Raw genomic sequence first — 20,521 nt, 5'->3', positions numbered from 1 at the left:
CTGAAACTACACGTTCAGACGGCCTTATTGTATAGAGCGGTTATCTGAAAAGTTTATTGCACAAAGCCTTTGGCCAATAGGGAAAGGTAGCCCACAACAAAGGGGGTGAAAATACACCCCCTTTTTCTATAGAAGCCCCATATTAAAGGCCGTCTGAAAAACAGTTTTATTTAACGATTTCAACCGGGCCGTGGTCGTCGCAGTGATCGCCGTGTTGGTGGTGCAGACGGCCGTTGACGATGTAGTCAACGTGATCGCCGTGCGGTACGGTTTCGTGGCCGCAACCTTCGCTGTGAACGTGGCCGTGGCAGGTGTCAACCGGATGACAGCCGTCAGGGTTGGTTTCATTGACGCTCAATGCATGCTCGTCGTAGTGGCCGTTGTGCTCATGGTGCAGGTGGCCGTCGTGCAGATAATCGACGTGGCCTTCGTGTTTGATGGCAGTGTGGCCGCAGTTTGCGCCGTGGACATGGTCATGATGTTCGTGGGTTTTGCAGGTCATTTTTTCTCTCCTAATGTTCAGTGAATAGCAATCTTTCTCGATTGATTCTTTTATCTTATCTTTTTTTGATATAAACATAAAAAATTTTACAGTTATTAATATATTGTTACGATATATCATCTGTTAATATTTCAGCCTATTTTATTTTTTCAGACGGCCTTTCATTTATAATTCATTTATTTTCAGCGAGAACTTCAAACCCTTCCGACAATGCAAAATATCGAATTTTTCAGCCGTAACGGGTAACATGGAAACAAAGGGATGGATTCTTCAAACAAACAGGTACTGCAATGGGAAAACAAGCCAGACTTTATATGGTTCGCAGCACACAAGGTGCGCTTTATGACGTATTTTTCGAGCGCGGTGTGGCGGCGCTGGCTTGGCCCATGCTGGCAGAAGCGGCGGCAAAGGGTTTTGGCCGTGAGGAACTGACGGATATTTACCGTTCGGCCGTGCCGGATGTAAAGTTGAGAACGGCGCAATCGGGCGCGGCTCAAATGTGGCGGTTTGTCAACGAATTGGCTGATGGAGATGCCGTACTGACCTACTCGCCTGCCTTGCGCCGTTATCGGGTCGGCAGGATTACGGGCGGCGCTGTGCATTGTCCGCAATGGGACGATGAAAAAATGTCGCTGGTGCGGCCGGTTGAGTGGCTGGGCGAAGTGTGCCGCGATGATTTGAGCGTGGCAGCACAACGGGCTTTGGGCAGCGTGGCAACTTTGTTTGCGGTGTCGGAAGCGTGTGCGGCAGAAATTTTTGAACGCGTGGGTTTTCAGACGGCCTAAAAAGGGAAAGGAAACAGCATTATGTGGAACACCATACAGGAATGGCTAAACGCTTTGCCTGTCCGTGAAGAAATCATCAAATCGGCTTTGATGTCGGTGGTGATGATTGTGGCCGTCATTGCCGGGCGCAGCATCTTGCTCTCGGCGCATTTTCGCAGCCATCCGAATTTGAGTATTGAAAACAAACGCCGTTCTCTGGTGTTCAGCCGCAACATTAAGACAGAAAGCAATGGTTGCTGGAAGAGACCATATTCTCAAAAATGGTTGTAAAAATCTTCCGATAATTTAACACTCTATGCTATGGAGAAGGAAAAGTATTATGAAAATATTTAATTGGGAAAAAAACAAAACTTTATATAGGTATCTTAAGAATGGTGATTTATTTTGTTTTAAAATAGCTGATAAATTATTCGGTTACGGTAGAATAATCGCTAAAAATAAGCTTGGTGCCACTGTAGGGATTTTTGATTTGTTTACTTCAAGCCCAGTTGAGCTATTTGATTATAAAAATGCTGGGAATTACCCAATTCTATTCAAAACCGTTTTAGACTGTCATACCTTATTTGAATCAAAGCTAGAGTCAGACTGGCGGGTAATTGCTCAAGATCCCAATTACCAAGATCCAACCCCAAGTGAAATTACTTCCATTAATCCTGCTTTAGGAGTAGCTCACAATGCGGATTTTTCTATTGCACAAAAAATAGATGAAAAGGAAGGTAAACAAAGAATACTCGAAAGAATTGAATTACGTGAAACACCAAGAAGTCATTATCATATCCTAAGTCTGCTTATTCGTTATAAACCAGAAATCTTTAATTTACCTATTGAATCATTTGCAGAATTTGGAGATTTTATTTCGGATGAATTTCAAAAAATTCACCACCGGAATTTAAAAGCGTAAAAAGCAAGCCGTAGCCCCACACAAACCTTCAATTCTGATGTTAGGTGTGCGCGGAACGTACGCACGCGGTTTCCGCTTTTCAGACGGCCTCCATCCGTTCTTTGAGGTCGTCTGAAACATTTGCTCTTTAACAATCTTATTGACGGTTAACATAGGGGCCGTCTGAAAGACCGACCCGAGACTTGGCACATCCACCGGTTCAAACGCAACAACCTCGGCCAACTGATCGAAAAACAAAGCCGCAAAGTCTCCGGCCGCAACGGACAAAGCAAAGACGAAGGCATCAGCCGCACCCGTTTCGAATACGACCCCATTACCGGCAACCTGACCAAAGCCCGCAACCGACACAGCAGCGTCGAACTCGCCTACGACGAACTCGACCGCCTCATCGGCGAAACCACCGTCCACAACGGCCAAAGCGCCACCGTAGGCTATCAATACGACCCGCTGGGCAACCGCATCCGCACCATCCTGCCCGACGGCCGCCATATCGATTACCTGTACTACGGCAGCGGACACCTGCACCAAATCAGCCTAGACGGCGAAGTCATCACCGACATCGAACGCGACAAACTGCACCGCGAAATCCAAAGGACGCAGGGCGGCATCAGCAGCCTGTACGACTACGACCCCATGGGTCGTCTGAAAAGCCAGCGTACCGTCCGCAGCGGCACACAAACGCATCACGGCAAACAAAACCCGTTGGCCGGCGGCGCCGTCAACCGCCGCTACGCCTACGACAAAGCCGGCAACCTGATCCAAAGCGCCGACCAAAGAAGCGGCGTCCTCCATTACGTTTACGACAAAATCGGACGCATTCTAGAAGCCCGCAACAGCCAAAGCGGCCGCAGCGAAACCTTCGCCTTCGACCCCGCCCACAACATCCTTTCCGACAAAACAGCCGAAGGGAAGGGCAAAGGCAGTAACATTAGCAGCGGCAACCGCCTCAAAGAATACAACGGCATCGAATACACCTACGACGCATTGGGCAACCTGATCTACCGCCAGCTGCCCAACGGCGAAAACCAATATTACCGATACGATTTAGAAAACCAACTCGTCCGCGCCGAAATCAAAAAGCCCGCCGGTAATACCGAGATTTGGGAATATGCCTACGACCCGTTCGGAAGACGCCTTTCCAAAGAACGCCAAGACAAACTCGCCTGGACGAGCACCGACCCCAAACGCACCCACTTCGTCTGGGACGGAACACGATTACTTCAGGAGTACACCTACAAAGGCAGCTACACCTATCTCTACACCGACCAAGACAGCTACGAACCCTTAGCCCAAGTCTTCCATAACAACCGAGACGAAGCACAATACCTTGCCTATTTCCACAACGACCAAATCGGCATACCGCGCGAGATGACCGACATCCGCGGCAATCTCTTATGGTACGGCGAATACACCGCCTGGGGCCGTCTGAAAAAGGACGGGCGTGTCTATCAGCACGCGCATCAGCCGTTCAGACTGCAAAACCAGTATTACGATAGGGAAACCGGGCTGCACTATAACTATTTCCGCTATTACGAACCTGAAACCGGTAGGTTTATCAGTCAGGACCCGATTGGGCTTTTAGGGGAAGATAATCTCTACTGGTTTGGACCAAATACCGCTATATGGGTTGATTTATTTGGGCTATTAAAGTCTGCTAAAGTCCATGCCAAACAATATGCAAGACAAATAAGCAAAACAGAGCCTGTAAGTAAACATCCGACAACAGTGGCAGTTGTTATAGATAAAAAAACAGGAAGAATTTTTTATGGAGAGAGTGGAAAACTTAATGATGTTGTACATCCAGAGTTAAAAAAAGCATTACCTAAAACTAGTATGGAAAAATGGTCTACTACTAATTGTGCTGAAGTTAATGCTTTAAATAAAGCACTAAAAGCAAGACCAAGCGCCAAGATGGGAGATTTTGAGGTTGCCGCTGCTAATGTTAGGACAGGAAAGCGTAGAAAACCATGTAAAAATTGCTCTGTTACAGTAAGAAAATGTCATTAGATAATAAGGAATTATTATGACCAAAATTAATCTATCTAGAAGAGTTATGGATGTATTGCATCAGTCAGGTTATAAGAATGAATATTTTATTTCTGATTTTGAGTATTTTGAAATATTAGAAAAGTATGAAAAGTTTGGATTTAACCTTCCGGATTCCGTTAAAGAAGTTTTAAGAGTTTTTGGAGGTAGAAAAATAATATATGACAATGATTCTATACCAAGTAGGGATGCCAGCTATGAAATGGATTTTTCCTTAAATTCTGTTTTAGGAAAACTGAAAAAAAAAGATTATTTAATGGAAAGAATAAAATATTATAAACAGATATTAAATGTTAAACATTTAATTCCTATCTCAGTAATGCCATCTGGTCCTATGGAATTTTTAGTTAATGAAAAAAGCCATATTTACGGGATATTGGACAATCTCATCCTTTTTTACGAAGGCAATACCATATGGGAAAGTTTAGAAAAGGTATTAGATGGAGATGATGTAATTTTAAGTAGTTAGTAATATAAATTTTAACAAGCCGTAGCCTGCATAAATTTCTAAATTCACAGGTAAGGTGCGTGCCTCAAAGTACGCACGCGGTTTTTTCAATTTTCAGACGACCTCGATACCCCTTTGAGGTCGTCTGAAACATTTGTTCTTTAACAATCCAACCCCATTACCGATTGATGCGTTGGTTGATATAGAGGCCGTCTGAAAGTTGGTTTTTCAGACGGCCTCTACGCCTACGACAAAGCCGGCAACCTGATCCAAAGTGCCGACCAAAGAAGCGGCGTCCTTCATTACGTTTACGACAAAATCGGACGGATTCAGGAAGCCCGCAACAGCCAAAGCGGCCGCAGCGAAACCTTCGCCTTCGACCCCGCCCACAACATCCTTTCCGACAAAACAGCCGAAGGGAAGGGCAAAGGCAGTAACATTAGCAGCGGCAACCGCCTCAAAGAATACAACGGCATCGAATACACCTACGACGCACTGGGCAACCTGATCTACCGCCAGCTGCCCAATGGCGAAAACCAATATTACCAATACGATTTAGAAAACCGACTCGTCCGCGCCGAAATCAAAAAGCCCGCCGGTAATACCGAGATTTGGGAATATGCCTATGACCCGTTCGGGCGAAGACTGAGTAAGGAAAGAAAAGACAAACTCGCCCGGACGAGCACCGACCCCAAACGCACCCACTTCGTCTGGGACGGAACACGATTACTTCAGGAGTACACCTGCAAAGGCAGCTACACCTATATCTACACCGACCAAGACAGCTACGAACCCCTAGCCCAAGTCTTCCACAACAACCAAGACGAAGCGCAATACCTCGCCTATTTCCATACCGACCAAATCGGCATTCCGCGCGAGATGACCGATATCCACGGCAATCTCCTATGGTACGGCGAATATACCGCTTGGGGCCGTCTGAAAAAGGACGAGCGGGTTTACAAGGATGCGCATCAGCCGTTTAGATTGCAAAACCAGTATTATGATTCTGAAACAGGACTCCACTATAACTATTTCCGCTATTACGATTCAGAAACAGGACGGTTTGTAAGTCAAGATGTGATAGGTTTGGTAGGAGGAGAAAATTTCTATCAATTTTCTCCCAATACGCAGAGTTGGATTGATCCTTTAGGACTTAAAGAACTTTATTATCTTGTTGCAAGGAAAGATGGCTTTTATCCTGTAATGGAATGGGGTAAACGTGAGCCTGTGGGTAAGGTTTGGTTGAAAAAAGGAGATATTTGGAAAATTGGGGAGACAAAAAATATTGTTAATGGTGTTCAGCGCCGATATTCTCAACAATGGTTAGATAGAAATAATTTAAAATATATAAGAGTCATGAAGGGACCTAAAAAAGTAATGCAACGTTGGGAAAGGTTGAAAATTATTAAGTATATTAAGAGAAGAGGCAAACTACCAGCAGGGAATAAATGTAAGCATTAGTTTTATTCTGTTTATAAAATAAAGAGGTGAATATGGAAATACGGACTACAAGTGATTCTCCAAAATGGAGTAAAGTTAGTATGTTAGATAGTGAAATAGAGAATGGTTTACAGCCTATTTTAAAAAAATATACTGAATTTCCTTTTGATTTGGTAGTATGTTTTAGGTGTTTAGAAAAAGATAGTGGTTGGAAATCTAAATCTCGATATTCAAAAGAGGATAATTATAATGCACTGGGGTTTGACATTGTTGTTTATGAGGAGGATTTTATACCTATCAAAAAAGATATAAATGCACAGAGAAAAATGTTGGGCAAGGAGTTTTATCGATATTTTTTTGAAACCATAAAGAAAAAAGAAAAGCAATTTCCTATACTTAAAAAAATTAACCCTAATTTTTTATATGACGTTGAGAAATGGCTATTGGAAAATAAATGGATAGATACTATTAGCAAATCATAGTATTGATATCTTTGACAAAGTGTTTCAGATGGCTAAGATATTAAGGTCGTCTGAAACATTTTTTTATAGATTGTTGCACCGTATTCAACCGCCGCTACGCCTAAGACAAAGCAGGTAACCTGATTAAAAGTGCCGACCAAGACAGCTACGAACCTAGGGCAGAAGGTCGTAGATTAAAAAGGAAATATACAAAATGTTGAAAATATTAAATAATTCTTTGGATGGAATTGTATTGGGTCAAAAAAAGGCTGACTTTGATGATGTTATTTTAAATAATCCTAATTATTCATTAGAGTTTGATAGAAAACACAAGATAAAATCTGATTCAGAATTGATTACTGTATCTTCCTTGAGGAATTGTGATGAATTTTGCTTAAATGGAAAAGTTATTAACTTTTTAAATCTTGAAAAATTCTTAGAAGAGGAGGATCCTCTAATAGAAGTTTCGGATGAAGAAAATTATTTTTATATTTTTCCAAAATATAATTTAGTTTTATATGTTGACTATAAGGATAATTTGTTTCTGCAGATATTAATTTACGATGAGAGTATAAGAGATTTATATGATAATAAAGGTAAAAAGTACTCAGACTTTCAAAAAAGTGAACTTAAAAACCCAACTTTAAATCATGATAAATTAATATTTATTCCTTATAAGAGCATAGGCGATTTTGAATTAAATTGTTCTCTATCAGATATTATAAGAAAATATGATATATCAAACAATGTAATCCCAAAGGTAAAAAATATTATAGAGATAAACAATTTTGTACTAAGGTTTGATAATGAAAAGTTAACTGAGGTTACAATTTTCAATGATAAGAAAGTAGAGCTTGCAATATACTATAATGAAATAGATATATCATCAAAAAAAGGGCTTACTAAGTTATTAAGTCAATATGATGTTATTGAGAGAACGAAATCTAAATATCTTTTCAAAGAATTAGGTCTAGTTGTAGAAAAAGATCTGTCCGAATTTCGTTTTTTTGAAAAATCATTATTAAAATTTTGGGTAAATTTGCATAGACCTATTACTAGCTGGTAATCACAAGTAAGCCGTAGCAAGCCGTAGCCCGCACAAAACCTTCAGCTCTGACGTAGAGTATGTGCGGTACGTACGCACGCGGTTTCTGTTTTTCAGACGACCTCAATACTTTTTGAGGTCGTCTGAACCATTTGTTCTTTAACAATCTTATTAGCAGTTAACATAGAGGTCGTCTGAAAACCGACTTTCAGACGACCTCTACCAAATCGCCTCCCCCGACGGCGGTGCACGGCTGCTGTTCGCCGAAGTCGATTCCGGCTGCGGCATTTACCAACTGGTCGCACAACTCGACCGCAACGGCCGCCATATCCGCCTCTGCTACGACGACAACGGACTGCCGCACAGCATTTATGACGGCAGCGGCCGACACTTCCAGCCCGTATTCTCCTCTATCCGTCTGCACGACAACGATCTCGACTTCGATCCGGCCGGAGAACGGGACGTCTTCGTTTCCGAAGACGAACGTTTCTACGTCAACCGCCTTACTTCCGTCACCTTCAACGGCAAGGAACTGGTGCGCTACGGCTACGACGGCTACGGCGATTTGACCGCCGTTTACGGACGCGACGGCAAAAAACTGCGCGGTTTCGCCTATCGCAACCACATCATGGTCGAACACAGCCGGCCCGACGGACTGGTATCCCGCTACGAATACGACCGTTACGACACCGACGGCAAAGTGCTCAAAAGCAGCAACAACCTCGGCGAAGAATGGACGTTCGACTACCGCAAAGACCATACCGTCGTTACCGACGCATTGGGACGGACGGAAGTGTACGGTTTCGACGAAAACCGCGAACTTATCTACCGCATCGACGCCGACGGACAACGCAGCGACAGCGAACGCGACAGCTACGGCCGCATTACCGTAGAACGCGACCCGCTCGGACGCGAAACCCGCTATCTCTACGATACCGAAAGCAACGTCATCGCCATCACCGCCCCGGACGGCAGCAGCACCCAAATCGACTACCACGAAACCCTCAACCTGCCGGTTGCCGTCAACGATCCCGCAGGCAGGATTACCGCCTACACCTACGACGGACGCGGCAACCTCGTCAGCATCACCGACCCCGCCGGTTACACCACCAGCTACGGCTACAACGCCCGATGGCTGCCCGAAACCATTACCGACGCCTTAGGCAAAACCCGACGCCTACACTACGACACCCTCGACCAACTCGTCTGCTTTACCGACTGTACCGGCGAAACCACCCGTTTCGGTTATACCGAATACGGCGATCTCGAAACCGTTACCGATGCGCTGGGCCATACCACCCGCCACCACTACGACGCAGCGGGCAACCCCGTCCGTACCGACTATCCCGACGGCAGTCACGAAACCTTCGAATACGACCGCCTCAACCGGCTGACCGCCCACATCGACGGACTCGGTGTCAAAACCGCCTACGAACTCGCGGCGGACGGACTGCCGCTCAAACGCACCAACGCACTGGGCCATACCTTCGCCTACACCTACGACAAAGCCCGCCGTCTGACCGTCCTCACCAACGAAAACGGCGAAACCTACCGTCTCGATTACGACCGAACCGACAACCTGATCCAAGAAACCGGCTGGGACGGCAAAATCACCGCCTACGGCTACGATGCCGCCGGACAACTGGTTCAACAGACCGAATACGGCCAAAGCACCGATAAAGGCCGTCTGAAAGAGCGTCCCGAGACTTGGCACATCCACCGGTTCAAACGCAACATCCAATGTTGCCAATGCAGTATTTGCCCCGAAAGGCACACCGATGCGTCTCGAACTGGCTGCGCCATTGCACGCCAATCCGCGCGGCGCAGAATAAAATTGGCCGACAGGCAGACAAGACACTTTAATTCTGCCTGTCTGCCACCATATAACGCCTATCGTTTTCTTTTCAGACGGCCACAAGGCCGTCTGAATCCATCTTATTCAGGAGAAACCATATGAGCGACAACGTCCTGCTCCACTTGGGAGAAACGCCCCGTTTCGACCAAATCAAAACCGAAAACATCAAGCCCGCCCTGCAAACCGCCATCGCCGAAGCGCGCGAACAAATCGCCGCCATCAAAGCGCAAACGCATACCGACTGGGCCAACACCGTCGAAAAACTGACTGACATTACCGAACGTGTCGGCCGCATTTGGAGCGTGGTTTCCCATCTCAACTCCGTGGTCGATACGCCCGAGCTGCGTGCCGTATACAACGAATTGATGCCTGAAATCACCATCTTCTTCACCGAAATCGGTCAAGACATCGAGTTGTACAACCGCTTCAAAATCATCAAAAATTCTGCCGAATTCGACACCCTCTCCCCTGCGCAGCAAACCAAGCTCAACCACGACTTGCGCGATTTTGTCCTCAGCGGTGCCGAATTACCGCCCGAACAGCAGGCAGAACTGGCGCAACTGCAAACCGAAGGCGCGCAACTGGGTGCCAAATTCGCACAAAACATCCAAGATGCGACCGACGCTTTCGGCATTTACTTTGACGATGCCGCGCCGCTTGCCGGCATTCCCGAAGACTCCATCGCCATGTTTGCCGCCGCCGCGCAAAGCGAGGGCAAAACAGGCTACAAAATCGGCCTGCAGATTCCGCACTACCTCGCCGTTATCCAATACGCCGACAACCGCGAACTGCGCGAACAAATCTACCGCGCCTACGTTACCCGTGCCAGCGAATTGTCTGACGAAGGCAAATTCGACAACACGGCCAACGTCGAACAAACGCTTGCAAACGCACTGAAAACCGCCAAACTGCTCGGCTTCAAAAACTACGCCGAGCTGTCGCTGGCCACCAAAATGGCGGATACGCCCGAACAGGTTCTGAATTTCCTGCATGACCTTGCCCGCCGCGCCAAACCGTTTGCCGAAAAAGACTTTGCCGAAATCAAAGCCTTTGCACGCGAGAGCCTGAATATCGAAGATCCGCAATCTTGGGATTTGAGCTACGCTGCCGAAAAACTGCGCCAAGCCAAATACGCCTTCAGCGAAACCGAAGTGAAAAAATACTTCCCTATCAGCAAAGTATTGGCAGGCCTGTTTGCCCAAATCAAAAAACTCTACGGCATCGAGCTGGCTGAAAAAACCGTCCCTGTTTGGCACAAAGACGTGCGCTATTTCGAGCTGAAACAAGACGGCCAGACCATCGGCGGCGTTTACATGGACTTGTACGCACGCGAAGGCAAACGCGGCGGCGCATGGATGGACGGCTACAAAAGCCGCCGCCGTTTCGCCGACGGTACGCTGCAACTGCCGACCGCCTACCTCGTCTGCAACTTTACCCCGCCGGTAGGCGACAAAGAAGCGCGTTTGAGCCACGACGAAATCATCACCCTCTTCCACGAAACCGGCCACGGCCTGCACCACTTGTTGACCCAGGTTGACGAAGTGGGCGTATCCGGCATCAACGGCGTCGAATGGGACGCGGTCGAACTGCCCAGCCAATTCATGGAAAACTTCGTTTGGGAATACGACGTATTGGCGCAAATGTCCTCGCACGAAGAAACCGGCGCGGTATTGCCGAAAGAGCTGTTCGACAAAATGCATGCGGCCAAAAACTTCCAACGCGGTATGTTCCTCGTCCGTCAAATGGAATTTGCCCTCTTCGACATGGAAATCTACCATCAGGAAGACGAAGGCCGTCTGAAAGAATGGCCGCAAATCTTGGATAAAGTGCGTCAAGAAGTCGCCGTAACCCAACCGCCGGCATACAACCGCTTTGCCTTGAGCTTCAGCCATATCTTCGCCGGCGGCTACTCAGCAGGCTATTACAGCTACGCATGGGCAGAAGTTTTGAGTGCAGACGCTTATGCCGCTTTTGAAGAAAGCGACGATGTTGCCGAAACCGGCCGCCGCTTCTGGAAAGAAATACTGGCCGTCGGCGGTTCGCGCAGCGCAGCCGAATCCTTCAAAGCCTTTCGCGGCCGTGAACCAAGCCTGGATGCCCTACTCCGCCACAGCGGTTTCGACAACGCAGCTTGATTGGAAAATCCGCCGTTTTAATTGCTGATTCAACGCCAAAGGCCGTCTGAAATGTTTCAGACGGCCTTTTTATAATCCATTCAATATGTTCAGCAAAACAAATATAAAACTATTCAGCCGATAAAACCACCCAGCGCGGAACGACGCAACAGTTGCCAAGCTCAATATTTTCCCAATGCAAACAAACCGCCCATAAAAACAGGGCATGTTCCCCATGCCCTATCATTTGAATTTCAGACGGCCTTTCGGTTGTCAAAACTTATTAGGAACAATGAGTAAATCCTATCCCTAACAAGACTTCGAGAAAGACAGAAGCCCGCATATCAAACCCCTATCTCCCCCCAGCCCAACACTAAAATTAGTTTTTGCCTTTTTTATCGCCGGCTGCCAAGCGCATATTGATAAATTCCATCATCAAATCTTTTTTCGTCCAGAAAAAGGTTTTCATTTTTTCCAAAGAATAGATTTTCCGAATCATCGCCGGTAATCCTGCGTGAACGATGGCGGCAACCTCGCCATTGGTTATTTCGTTGTCCATGGCGGCTTTGAGGCTTAGATTGTGCGTATTCAGGTAGTTGCTAAGCTCTTTCCTGACGCTGTTGCTGATTTCGAATTGTTTCATGTTTTCCGTCCATAACGTTTTTATAATTAAATAGCATAGAATTCTAACAAGTTTTTTGCATTGTGCATAGCTTAATTTGCATATTGTTGCGGAATTTACAATTTGTTTTTTGGGTAAAATCGCGCCTGCAACACATTGTTGCGGCGCACTAAATCGGATTGTTTTGACTATTTTGTTTTGGCTTAAGCAGTATTGCGGATAAAATAATGGTTTTAGGTTTTGAGGCCGTCTGAAATGTATTTGTGGTTTAAGCTGCTGCATGTGTTTTTTGTAATTTCTTGGTTTGCCGGACTGTTTTATCTGCCGAGGATTTATGTGAATCTGGCGCAATTAGAGCCCGGCAGCGTGGAATATGTACGGCTGACAGATATGTCGCGCAGGCTGTACCGCTTTATGTCGCCTTTGGGCTGGGGAACGCTGATATTTGGTGCGGCTATCGGGTTTGTAAACAATTGGTGGGGAAACGGCTGGCTGGCGGTTAAATTATTGTGCGGCCTGCTGCTCTTGGCTTATCAGCTTTATTGCGGTCTGCTGCTACGCCGTTTTCAAAACGGCAGCAATGTGTATTCGCACCGCTGGTATCGGGTATTCAACGAACTCCCCGTATTGATGATGGTGGCCGCGCTTTATATGGTGGTTTTCAAGCCGTTTTGATCTTCAGACGGCCTGTTTGGTAAATAAGGAAAGAATTCATGACGGTCGAAATCGAACGCCGCTTTTTGCTGGCGGATGACAGTTGGCGCGAAGCGGCAAGCGAGCCGCTGGTGTTGCAACAGGGCTATTTGAGCGTGGAAAAAGAGCGCACCATCCGCGTGCGGATTATCGGTTCGCAAGCATGGCTGACCCTGAAAGGCTATATTTCCGACATGACGCGCAGCGAGTTTGAATACGAAATTCCGCTGGCTCACGCGCAAGCGATGATGGCGGATATGTGTCCGTTTAAAATGGAAAAATACCGCTATCGGGTCGAATTTGAAGGCTTTGTGTATGAAATCGACGAATATTTTGGCGACAATGCGCCATTGATTGTGGCGGAAATCGAATTGCCGTCTGAAGATACCGAGTTCCCCAAACCATCTTGGTTGGGCAAGGAAATCACGGCAGACGGTAAATTCACCAATGCGTATCTGAGCAAACATCCGTATTCGTCTTGGACAGAATAAGGGTGACAACCTCTCTGCACATATAGTGGATTAACTTTAAACCAGTACGGCGTTGCCTCGCCTTAGATCAAAGAGAACGATTCTCTAAGGTGCTGAAGCACCAAGTGAATCGGTTCCGTACTATCTGTACTGTCTGCGGCTTCGTCGCCTTGTCCTGATTTAAATTTAATCCACTATACAAAAAAGGCATGTATCGAACATGCCTTTTTTCTTTTCAGACGGCCTGATTTGCCTTACCGATATTTGAATCAAGTTGCTATCGACATACCGTTTCAAATATCGGGCAAGCCCATGTGTTTTATCAGTCTAACCTTACGCCGGACGGCAGGCCACCATATAGTTAACCTCGGTCGAGTCGCACAGGGAATAACGGCCGCTCAACAAATTGTAGGTCATGCCCTTGCTGCCAATGGTATCCAATCCGGCTTGGCGGCACATGCGCGCGAGTTCTGCCGGCGTGATGAATTTTTTCCAGTCGTGCGTACCTTTGGGGACGAATTTCAACAGATATTCCGCGCCGACAATCAGATGCAGATAAGATTTGGGATTGCGGTTGATGGTGGAGAAAAACACCATGCCGTCGGGTTTGACCAGTTTCGCGCAGGCTTGAACGATGGCGGACGGATCGGGAACGTGTTCCATCATTTCCATACACGTTACCACGTCAAAGCTGTGCGGCTGTTCGGCGGCGAGGTCTTCGACGCGGATGCAGCGGTAATCGATATTGGCAACGTGTTGAGCGGCCGCATGGGCAGCGGCGGTTTGCAGGGATTTTTCCGCCATATCGATGCCGGTCACGTGTTCTGCGCCGCGTTTGGCCATGCTTTCCGACAAAATACCGCCACCGCAGCCTACATCTAATACACGTTTGCCTGCCAATCCGGCATAGCCGTCGATATAGTCGAGGCGCAAGGGATTGATGTCATGCAGGGGCTTGAATTCGCCGTTTTTATCCCACCATTTGTCGGCGATTTGGCTGAACTTGGCGATTTCGCCGGCATCTACGTTGTCGTGTTGATTGCGCATGGTTTGCTCCTGCATAAAATAATTCGCCTGATTTTAGCCGATTGCGCTTCAAAATAAAATGTTTCAGACGGCCTTTGCCTGTTTATCGGCCCTATTTCAACTTTCATCCGCCTACCCATAAAAAACGCACCTTGTTGCAAGGTGCGTTTCAATCGGTACGATTTAGAATTTAGCGCCGGATTCGTTGGCCATGTAGTCAACTGCAGCTTTCACTTCATCATCGCTCAAGCTGCCGTTGCCGCCTTTGGCCGGCATGGCTTTGAAGCCTTCGATTGCGTGTTTGTGCAGAGTGTCTTGGCCTTGTTTGATACGAGGAGCCCAGTCTTCATTTTTGCCTACGGCAGGAGCGCCGGGAATCAAGCCGCTGTGACATGCTTTACAGTTCGCTTCGAAAACAGCTTTACCGTCCACTTTGGCGGCTTCTGCAGGTTTGGCGTCAGCAGCAGGCGCTTCGGTTTTCTCTTCAGGCTTGGCAGCTTCTTCAGGTTTAGCGGCTTCCTCTGCTTTGCTGGCAGCGGCTTCGACTTTATCGGCAGCTTCTTGAGCGGCAGATGCAGTAGCATCGGCAGCAGAAGCAACTTCGTTTTTAACTTCAGATGCAACGGCTTGAGCAGCCTCTTGAGTCTCCTGTTTAGCCTCTTGGGAACAAGCTGTCAAACCAGCCATCATCATTACGGCAATCAGTAATTTGTTCATGTTCTGTCTTTCCTTAGTTTTAGTTTAAATCACTGTTTTATATAAACAGCTTAAAAATTTTAGCATAGAAACTAATACCTTCGACCTACACTATAATAAATATTGGTATAAATCAGATTTTGTCACAAAAACAGGAAAAACATATTGACACCACACCTCTACTCAGATAGAAATTTACGCCATTTGTCATTTAGCGTAATAATTTTCATTTTATTGTTCAACCAGTTATCCTCTTAATTTTTAAAGTTTCTTTTTAAATTCAACTTTTTACAAGTTTTCCAGATAATACAATAAGCATTAAACCGCCTCTTATCCTAAAAAGGCCGTCTGAACCCAAATCAGGTTTCAGACGGCCTTTTTGAATCATGTTAATAAACATTTGCCGCTTGGCTATGCAAAAGACACCAGCAGGCTTATCTATTTATGTGGTTATTCATATCCCGACTACAATTTAGAACCTGTATTCACAAAAATGATAAAATATCTTTATGACTGGAAAATCCTACCCAACAGACTTAACAGATGCCCAATGGCAAGCGATTGAGCCGCATTTTAACCGGCTACGCCACTACAAATGGGATAAACGTGAATTAGTGAATGCCGTTTTGTACATTACCAAAACAGGTTGCCAATGGCGTATGCTGCCCAATGATTTTCCACCTTATCCAACCGTATGGAGTTTCTATCGCAGAGCCAACCAATCAGGCTTATGGGATAGGATTCTTTCGGCATTGGTTCAAAAAAACGTTTAATCCATCAAAAACAAGCGATGCCGACTTATGCCATTATTGATTCGCAAAGTGTCAAAACAGCTTCCGGCGCACATGATAAAGGTTTTGACGGAGGTAAAAAAATCAAAGGCCGTAAGCGACATATAGCTGTTGATACGTTGGGTAACCTATTGTCTGTTGTGGTTCATGCAGCCAATATTCATGACACAAAAGCAGGTATTTTTGCAGCAAAAAAAGCGTTTGAGACCTATCCGGGTTTAAAAGGTTTCTGTGCAGACGCAGGTTATCGGAATACATTTGAGCGCGAAGTATCGGAGCAATTGGGTTTAACTGTTGAGATTTCAAAGAAAATTCAAGATATTTCTTGGCATATTCTGCCCAAACGTTGGATTGTAGAACGAACGTTTGCATGGTTAGGTTGGTCTCGACGTTTGGCAAAAGATTTTGAGCAGACGAATTTATCTGCTGAAAATTTTGTCAAACTAGGGTATATTTCACAAATATTAAAATTTATCAAATAGTTGTTTGTGAATACAGGTTCTTAATCCAGTACCGCCATTAACCTTTTGCCAATGTTTCAGCTTCCGCCCACAATCCCCGCTTCTGCTCTGCCGTCAATTTCTTAATGCCGATTTCCCATTTCAGTGCTTCACTTTTGTTCAGGCCGTCTGAAACGATGCGCATCTCGACAGGCTTGTTCAACCGCGTGTATTTCGCGCCTTTTCCTGACAAATGCGCCGCAAATCGCTCTTGCGGACGGTTGCTGATGCCGCAATAAAACGCGCCGTTTTCGCACAAAATCAGGTAAACGCTCCAATTTTCCGCGCTCATAAATCCCCTTCCTTGGCAAAACTCTCGGTAAAAATGCGCACGGCAGCCTCGGTTTTGGCAGACTGCACACGATAAGGCGTCACCAAATAAAGGCTGACCAGCGGCAATGTCCATTCAGGCAAAACCGCTTTCAGACGGCCTTGTGCAATTTTTTTCCTCACTTCGCCGCCTACTTGCAAAGACAAACCGAAACCGCTTTCGGTCAGATGGCACACGGCGGCAAGATGCGTACAGGCAATGCTGTCGGCGACGTCGAGGAAATAGCTTTCTTCACCGTTTTGCAAGGTGGTGCGGACAGGTAAAAAATGCAGCCAGCGGTGGGCGTGAAGCTGCGAGGGATGGGTAATGGGCGGATAGCGGTCGAGATAATCGGGCGCGGCGCAAATCATATACGGCCACGTCACGAGATGACGCGCAACCAAATTGGGATCGTCCAAAGCCCGGTCGCCGCCGCGTATGGCAATGTCGGTCTGATTATGTTGCAGGTCGTCCAAAGTATCGCTGAAATTAAGGACAGGGCGGATTTTTGGGAACTCGGTTTGCAATCGCGAAAAGGCCGTCTGAAAAGCGCGGGACTCGATGACGGTGGAAGTCAGGGAAATACGCAATTCGCCGACGGGTTTGGTTTTGAGGTTATCAATAACAGTACGCGTATCGGCAAGCGTGGCGGCAAGGCGGCGGCAGTATTCGCCCAAGGCTCTGCCGGCATCGGTCGGCGCAAGGCTGCGCGTACTGCGGTTTAACAGCTTGATGCCGTGTAGAGCTTCAAGGCGGTTGATGTGCTGGCTGACGGCAGACGGAGTCATGCCCAGCGCGGCAGCGGCGGCGTTCATGCTGCCGTGTTCGAGAACGGTAGCGAAAACAAGCAGGGGTTTGATGTCTTGCATTCTGTTTTGATTGTTTAGTTAAACTTCACAATCATAACAGTAAATCAGGGATTATCAAGCGTTTCATATGGCCTTACAATGCATTCATCTAATCAATCACATCCCCACAAGGAGTCAAATATGAAAATCGCAGTTATCGGTGCAACTGGTTATGTCGGCAACGCAGTCGTTCAAGAATTGGCAGGTCGCGGTCATGAAGTAACTGCTTTCGCCCGCAACACAGACAAAGTTTTCCAAGCGCAAAATGTTGCCGCCGTCTCTGCAGATGTCAACGCAGCAGATTTTGCCGACAAACTGGCAGGCTTTGACGCCGTGGTCAGCGCGTTCAATCCGGGCTGGATCAATCCCAATATCGGCGTGGATTTCACACGCGGCGCAAACAATATCGTCGAAGCGGCAAAAGCAGCACAAGTGCCTTATTTATTGGTCGTCGGCGGTGCAGGCAGCCTGTATGTGACACCCGGTTTGCAAGTTATCGATACGCCTGACTTCCCGAAAGAAATTTTCGACGGCGCCAATGCCGCACGCCATCTTTTAGCAGAACTCCTGCCGCGCCGCGATGTGAACTGGTCTTTCGTTTCCCCTCCGGCACGATTGGGCGCGGACGGCGGCTTCAGCGAAGACAAAACCGGCAAATACCGTTTGGGCAAAGATGATTTGCTGATGGACGGTGAAATTCCGGCAGGCATCAGCGTGGCCGATTTGGCAGTCGCCATCGCCGACGATGTAGAAAACAAAGCGCATTTGTTTGAGCGCTTTACCGTCGCCGCCGTTTAATCGTCTTGATTTAAAGGCCGTCTGAAACCCAAAGTTTCAGACGGCCTTTTGCTATAATACGCACATTAAATTTATCTATACGCGAGTTCTCATGTCCGCAACCCAACCCACCATCGCCGCCATCGCCACCGCACCCGGACGCGGCGGTGTCGGCGTGATCCGTCTTTCCGGCAAAAACCTGCTGCCTTTGGCGCAAACCCTCAGCGGCGGCAAAACGCCCAAACCGCGCACCGCGCTTTACACCGACTTTCTCGGCGGCGACGGGCAGCCGATAGACAACGGCATCCTGCTCTACTTCGCCGCCCCCGCCAGCTTCACCGGCGAAGACGTGATTGAATTGCAGGGGCACGGCGGCCCCGTCGTGATGGACATGCTGCTCTCCCGCTGCCTCGAACTGGGCGCACGCATGGCGGAGCCGGGCGAATTTACCAAACGCGCCTTCCTCAACAACAAACTCGACCTTGCCCAAGCCGAAAGCGTCGCCGACCTCATCGACGCCTCCAGCAAGTCCGCCGCACGCATGGCGTTGCGTTCGCTCAAAGGCGCGTTCTCCCAACACATACACGAGCTGGTGGACGACCTTATCACCCTACGGATGCTAGTTGAAGCCACGTTAGACTTCCCCGAAGAAGACATTGATTTTCTCGAAGCCGCCGACGCACGCGGCAAGCTCCAAGCCCTGCAAGGCCGTCTAAAAACCGTCCTCGCCAGTGCGGAACAAGGCGCGATTTTGCGTGAAGGCATGAACGTCGTCCTCGTCGGCGCGCCCAACGTCGGCAAATCCAGCCTGCTCAACGCCTTGGCTGGCGACGACATCGCCATCGTAACCGACATCGCCGGCACCACCCGCGACACCGTGCGCGAACAAATCACCCTCGACGGCGTGCCCGTCCACATCATCGACACCGCCGGCCTGCGCGAAACCGACGACGTGGTCGAACAAATCGGCATCGAGCGCAGTCGCAAAGCCGTCTCCGAAGCCGATGTCGCCCTGATTCTGATTGACCCGCGCGAAGGCGTGAATGCTAAAACCCAAGCCATTTTGAACAGCCTGCCCGAAGGTTTGAAAAAAATCGAAATCCACAACAAAGCCGACCTGACCGGCGAACCTGTCGCCGTCCGTTCAGACGGCCTCGCGCAAACTGGCGCAGAAAGCGTCATCAGCCTGTCTGCCAAAACCGGCGCGGGTCTCGATTTGCTCAAACACGCGCTGTTGCAGGAAGTAGGCTGGCAGGGCGAAAGCGAAAGCCTGTTCCTCGCGCGCAGCCGCCACCTCAACGCCCTGCACGAAGCCGAAGCCGAGCTGGAAAACGCCGCCCTCTGCAACAATAACCAAATCGAGCTTTTCGCCGAACACCTGCGCCTCGCCCAAAACGCGTGCAGCGAAATTACCGGCGAATTTACCGCCGACGATTTGCTGGGCGTGATTTTCTCGCGCTTCTGTATCGGCAAATAAAACGGTTTGCCATCAAAGACAAAGGCCGTCTGAATGTTCAGACAGCCTTTTTTATCACCAAAACAAGCTTAATTTCACTTGCGTTTATTTATTGGCAGCTTCTGCCATATTTTTTGCAATATTGGTTGCGCCAACTGTCAAACCGGACATGCCGATCAAAGAAGCCGCAGCCAATTTGATTAATGTTTTCATTTTAACTCTTTTCTGTGTATTTAAGGGTGTGTTGTGTATTTTTTTATTTGTCGGCATCAGCCATATTGTGGGCGATATTGGTTGCGCCTACGGTCAGGCCGGACATACCGATTAAAGAGGCTGCTGCCAGTTTGATTAAAGTTTTCATTGTTTGTCTCACTTTCTTGTCTGTCGGCCGAAAAACGGCCTAAGTTGCGTTTCCTGAGGTATTGTCATTAATTCGTTTATGATTGAATTATTTGTGTACTACCGTTTCAATATTGTAGGCGATGCCGAGGGCGGAGGCCGGTATCCCCGGCATGCGATTAAAGAAGCGGCGGCAAGCGTTATTAAATGTCCCATTTTAAGTAGTCCTTTTTCATAGATACAAAATGTTATTTAACAACATACACATTTTTTCGCCGGCATCTGCGCTGCCGACAGGACGAATCATACCGTGTTAATCGTTAATTAATACAACTTTTCCGTAAAGAAAAAATGATAAAAATATACATAATGAAGATTTTAGTTAATTTATATTTT

At 47.5% G+C, this 20,521-nt stretch carries 22 protein-coding genes and 2 pseudogenes; 16 read left to right on the top strand and 8 right to left on the bottom strand.

Going from position 1 to position 20,521, the window contains the following annotated elements; genetic code table 11:
* Positions 1-166: 166 nt before the first annotated feature.
* Positions 167-502 carry a hypothetical protein gene (locus FAH67_RS11070; protein WP_039864246.1) on the bottom strand — a complete coding sequence of 112 codons (336 nt, stop codon included), beginning with the start codon at positions 500-502 and terminating at the stop codon, positions 167-169.
* 290 nt (positions 503-792) lie between these two features.
* Between FAH67_RS11070 and FAH67_RS11065 the strand changes: the two genes are divergently transcribed.
* Genes FAH67_RS11065 through FAH67_RS11055 form a run of 3 tightly spaced genes read left to right on the top strand, consistent with a single transcriptional unit; the run spans position 793 to position 2,188 of the window.
* Positions 793-1,287, top strand: a complete 495-nt coding sequence (locus tag FAH67_RS11065; protein ID WP_003681551.1) for a restriction endonuclease — start codon at positions 793-795, stop codon at positions 1,285-1,287.
* A 21-nt stretch (positions 1,288-1,308) separates the two neighbouring features.
* A complete protein-coding gene (locus FAH67_RS11060; RefSeq protein WP_003681553.1) occupies positions 1,309-1,557 on the top strand; it encodes a hypothetical protein in 249 nt (82 codons plus the stop codon).
* Positions 1,558-1,606: 49 nt separating this feature from the next.
* Positions 1,607-2,188, top strand: coding sequence for an Imm26 family immunity protein (locus FAH67_RS11055; RefSeq protein WP_167480504.1), 582 nt, complete (start codon positions 1,607-1,609; stop codon positions 2,186-2,188).
* Here the strand turns inward: FAH67_RS11055 and FAH67_RS12425 are convergent.
* A complete protein-coding gene (locus tag FAH67_RS12425; protein ID WP_415881247.1) occupies positions 2,177-2,677 on the bottom strand; it encodes a hypothetical protein in 501 nt (166 codons plus the stop codon). The genes FAH67_RS11055 and FAH67_RS12425 overlap by 12 nt on opposite strands.
* 144 nt (positions 2,678-2,821) lie before the next feature.
* Here FAH67_RS12425 and FAH67_RS11045 point away from each other — a divergent pair, with 144 nt between their 5' ends.
* From FAH67_RS11045 to FAH67_RS11010, 7 genes and pseudogenes are all read left to right on the top strand, one after another.
* On the top strand, positions 2,822-4,195 hold the full coding sequence (locus FAH67_RS11045; protein WP_134982790.1) for an RHS repeat-associated core domain-containing protein: 1,374 nt from the start codon (positions 2,822-2,824) through the stop codon (positions 4,193-4,195).
* A gap of 16 nt (positions 4,196-4,211) precedes the next feature.
* Positions 4,212-4,703: an SUKH-3 domain-containing protein gene (locus FAH67_RS11040; RefSeq protein ID WP_107863812.1), complete on the top strand. Its 492-nt coding sequence runs from the start codon at positions 4,212-4,214 to the stop codon at positions 4,701-4,703.
* 192 nt (positions 4,704-4,895) lie between these two features.
* Positions 4,896-5,837, top strand: a pseudogene (locus tag FAH67_RS12420) (RHS repeat domain-containing protein); the annotation flags it as partial.
* A 338-nt stretch (positions 5,838-6,175) separates the two neighbouring features.
* Positions 6,176-6,604: a hypothetical protein gene (locus tag FAH67_RS11025; RefSeq protein ID WP_029609333.1), complete on the top strand. Its 429-nt coding sequence runs from the start codon at positions 6,176-6,178 to the stop codon at positions 6,602-6,604.
* 193 nt (positions 6,605-6,797) lie between these two features.
* Positions 6,798-7,649, top strand: a complete 852-nt coding sequence (locus tag FAH67_RS11020; protein WP_003681577.1) for a hypothetical protein — start codon at positions 6,798-6,800, stop codon at positions 7,647-7,649.
* 514 nt (positions 7,650-8,163) lie between these two features.
* Complete coding sequence (locus FAH67_RS11015; protein ID WP_003681582.1) at positions 8,164-9,585, top strand: RHS repeat domain-containing protein; 1,422 nt, start codon at positions 8,164-8,166, stop codon at positions 9,583-9,585.
* Complete coding sequence (locus tag FAH67_RS11010; protein WP_003681583.1) at positions 9,582-11,618, top strand: M3 family metallopeptidase; 2,037 nt, start codon at positions 9,582-9,584, stop codon at positions 11,616-11,618. Before FAH67_RS11015 ends, FAH67_RS11010 begins: the two co-directional genes overlap by 4 nt.
* Before the next feature lie 358 nt (positions 11,619-11,976).
* Here FAH67_RS11010 and FAH67_RS11005 read toward each other — a convergent pair whose 3' ends face one another.
* The gene (locus FAH67_RS11005; protein ID WP_039864247.1) at positions 11,977-12,240 is read right to left on the bottom strand and encodes a hypothetical protein; all 264 of its coding nucleotides are present in this window, start codon (positions 12,238-12,240) and stop codon (positions 11,977-11,979) included.
* 234 nt (positions 12,241-12,474) lie between these two features.
* On the opposite strand from FAH67_RS11005, the gene FAH67_RS11000 reads away from it, so the two are divergent.
* Both FAH67_RS11000 and FAH67_RS10995 read left to right on the top strand, forming a co-directional pair.
* Complete coding sequence (locus FAH67_RS11000; protein ID WP_003681587.1) at positions 12,475-12,894, top strand: CopD family protein; 420 nt, start codon at positions 12,475-12,477, stop codon at positions 12,892-12,894.
* A gap of 38 nt (positions 12,895-12,932) precedes the next feature.
* On the top strand, positions 12,933-13,403 hold the full coding sequence (locus FAH67_RS10995; RefSeq protein WP_003681591.1) for a CYTH domain-containing protein: 471 nt from the start codon (positions 12,933-12,935) through the stop codon (positions 13,401-13,403).
* Here the strand turns inward: FAH67_RS10995 and FAH67_RS12410 are convergent.
* From FAH67_RS12410 to FAH67_RS10980, 3 genes and pseudogenes are all read right to left on the bottom strand, one after another.
* A pseudogene (locus FAH67_RS12410) lies at positions 13,367-13,581 on the bottom strand (hypothetical protein); the annotation flags it as partial. The gene FAH67_RS10995 and the pseudogene FAH67_RS12410 sit on opposite strands and share 37 nt — an antisense overlap.
* A 134-nt stretch (positions 13,582-13,715) precedes the next feature.
* The gene (gene ubiG, locus FAH67_RS10985) at positions 13,716-14,444 is read right to left on the bottom strand and encodes a bifunctional 2-polyprenyl-6-hydroxyphenol methylase/3-demethylubiquinol 3-O-methyltransferase UbiG (RefSeq protein ID WP_003681593.1); all 729 of its coding nucleotides are present in this window, start codon (positions 14,442-14,444) and stop codon (positions 13,716-13,718) included.
* Between the two features lie 147 nt (positions 14,445-14,591).
* Entirely contained in the window at positions 14,592-15,125 is a 534-nt protein-coding gene (locus FAH67_RS10980; RefSeq protein WP_003681597.1) for a c-type cytochrome, read from the bottom strand.
* Positions 15,126-15,613: 488 nt separating this feature from the next.
* Here FAH67_RS10980 and FAH67_RS11940 point away from each other — a divergent pair, with 488 nt between their 5' ends.
* Both FAH67_RS11940 and FAH67_RS11935 read left to right on the top strand, forming a co-directional pair.
* The gene (locus FAH67_RS11940) at positions 15,614-15,877 is read left to right on the top strand and encodes a transposase (protein ID WP_112890679.1); all 264 of its coding nucleotides are present in this window, start codon (positions 15,614-15,616) and stop codon (positions 15,875-15,877) included.
* 17 nt (positions 15,878-15,894) lie between these two features.
* Positions 15,895-16,377 carry an IS5 family transposase gene (locus FAH67_RS11935; protein WP_112890680.1) on the top strand — a complete coding sequence of 161 codons (483 nt, stop codon included), beginning with the start codon at positions 15,895-15,897 and terminating at the stop codon, positions 16,375-16,377.
* A gap of 37 nt (positions 16,378-16,414) precedes the next feature.
* Here FAH67_RS11935 and FAH67_RS10965 read toward each other — a convergent pair whose 3' ends face one another.
* Together FAH67_RS10965 and FAH67_RS10960 are read right to left on the bottom strand one after the other, a co-directional pair.
* Positions 16,415-16,687, bottom strand: coding sequence for a GIY-YIG nuclease family protein (locus FAH67_RS10965; RefSeq protein WP_003682838.1), 273 nt, complete (start codon positions 16,685-16,687; stop codon positions 16,415-16,417).
* The gene (locus tag FAH67_RS10960) at positions 16,684-17,574 is read right to left on the bottom strand and encodes a LysR family transcriptional regulator (protein ID WP_003682836.1); all 891 of its coding nucleotides are present in this window, start codon (positions 17,572-17,574) and stop codon (positions 16,684-16,686) included. The genes FAH67_RS10965 and FAH67_RS10960 overlap by 4 nt, the downstream gene beginning before the upstream one ends.
* A 120-nt stretch (positions 17,575-17,694) precedes the next feature.
* On the opposite strand from FAH67_RS10960, the gene FAH67_RS10955 reads away from it, so the two are divergent.
* Together FAH67_RS10955 and mnmE are read left to right on the top strand one after the other, a co-directional pair.
* Positions 17,695-18,351, top strand: a complete 657-nt coding sequence (locus FAH67_RS10955) for an NAD(P)-dependent oxidoreductase (protein ID WP_003682835.1) — start codon at positions 17,695-17,697, stop codon at positions 18,349-18,351.
* Positions 18,352-18,442: 91 nt separating this feature from the next.
* The gene (mnmE, locus tag FAH67_RS10950) at positions 18,443-19,807 is read left to right on the top strand and encodes a tRNA uridine-5-carboxymethylaminomethyl(34) synthesis GTPase MnmE (RefSeq protein ID WP_070504001.1); all 1,365 of its coding nucleotides are present in this window, start codon (positions 18,443-18,445) and stop codon (positions 19,805-19,807) included.
* Positions 19,808-20,521 lie beyond the last annotated feature (714 nt).

It is taken from the genome of Neisseria flavescens (genome assembly GCF_005221285.1).
GTDB classification, from domain to species: Bacteria; Pseudomonadota; Gammaproteobacteria; order Burkholderiales; family Neisseriaceae; genus Neisseria; species Neisseria flavescens.
Note: the sequence above shows the minus strand (reverse complement) of the source record. Positions and strands in the feature narration are given on the sequence as shown.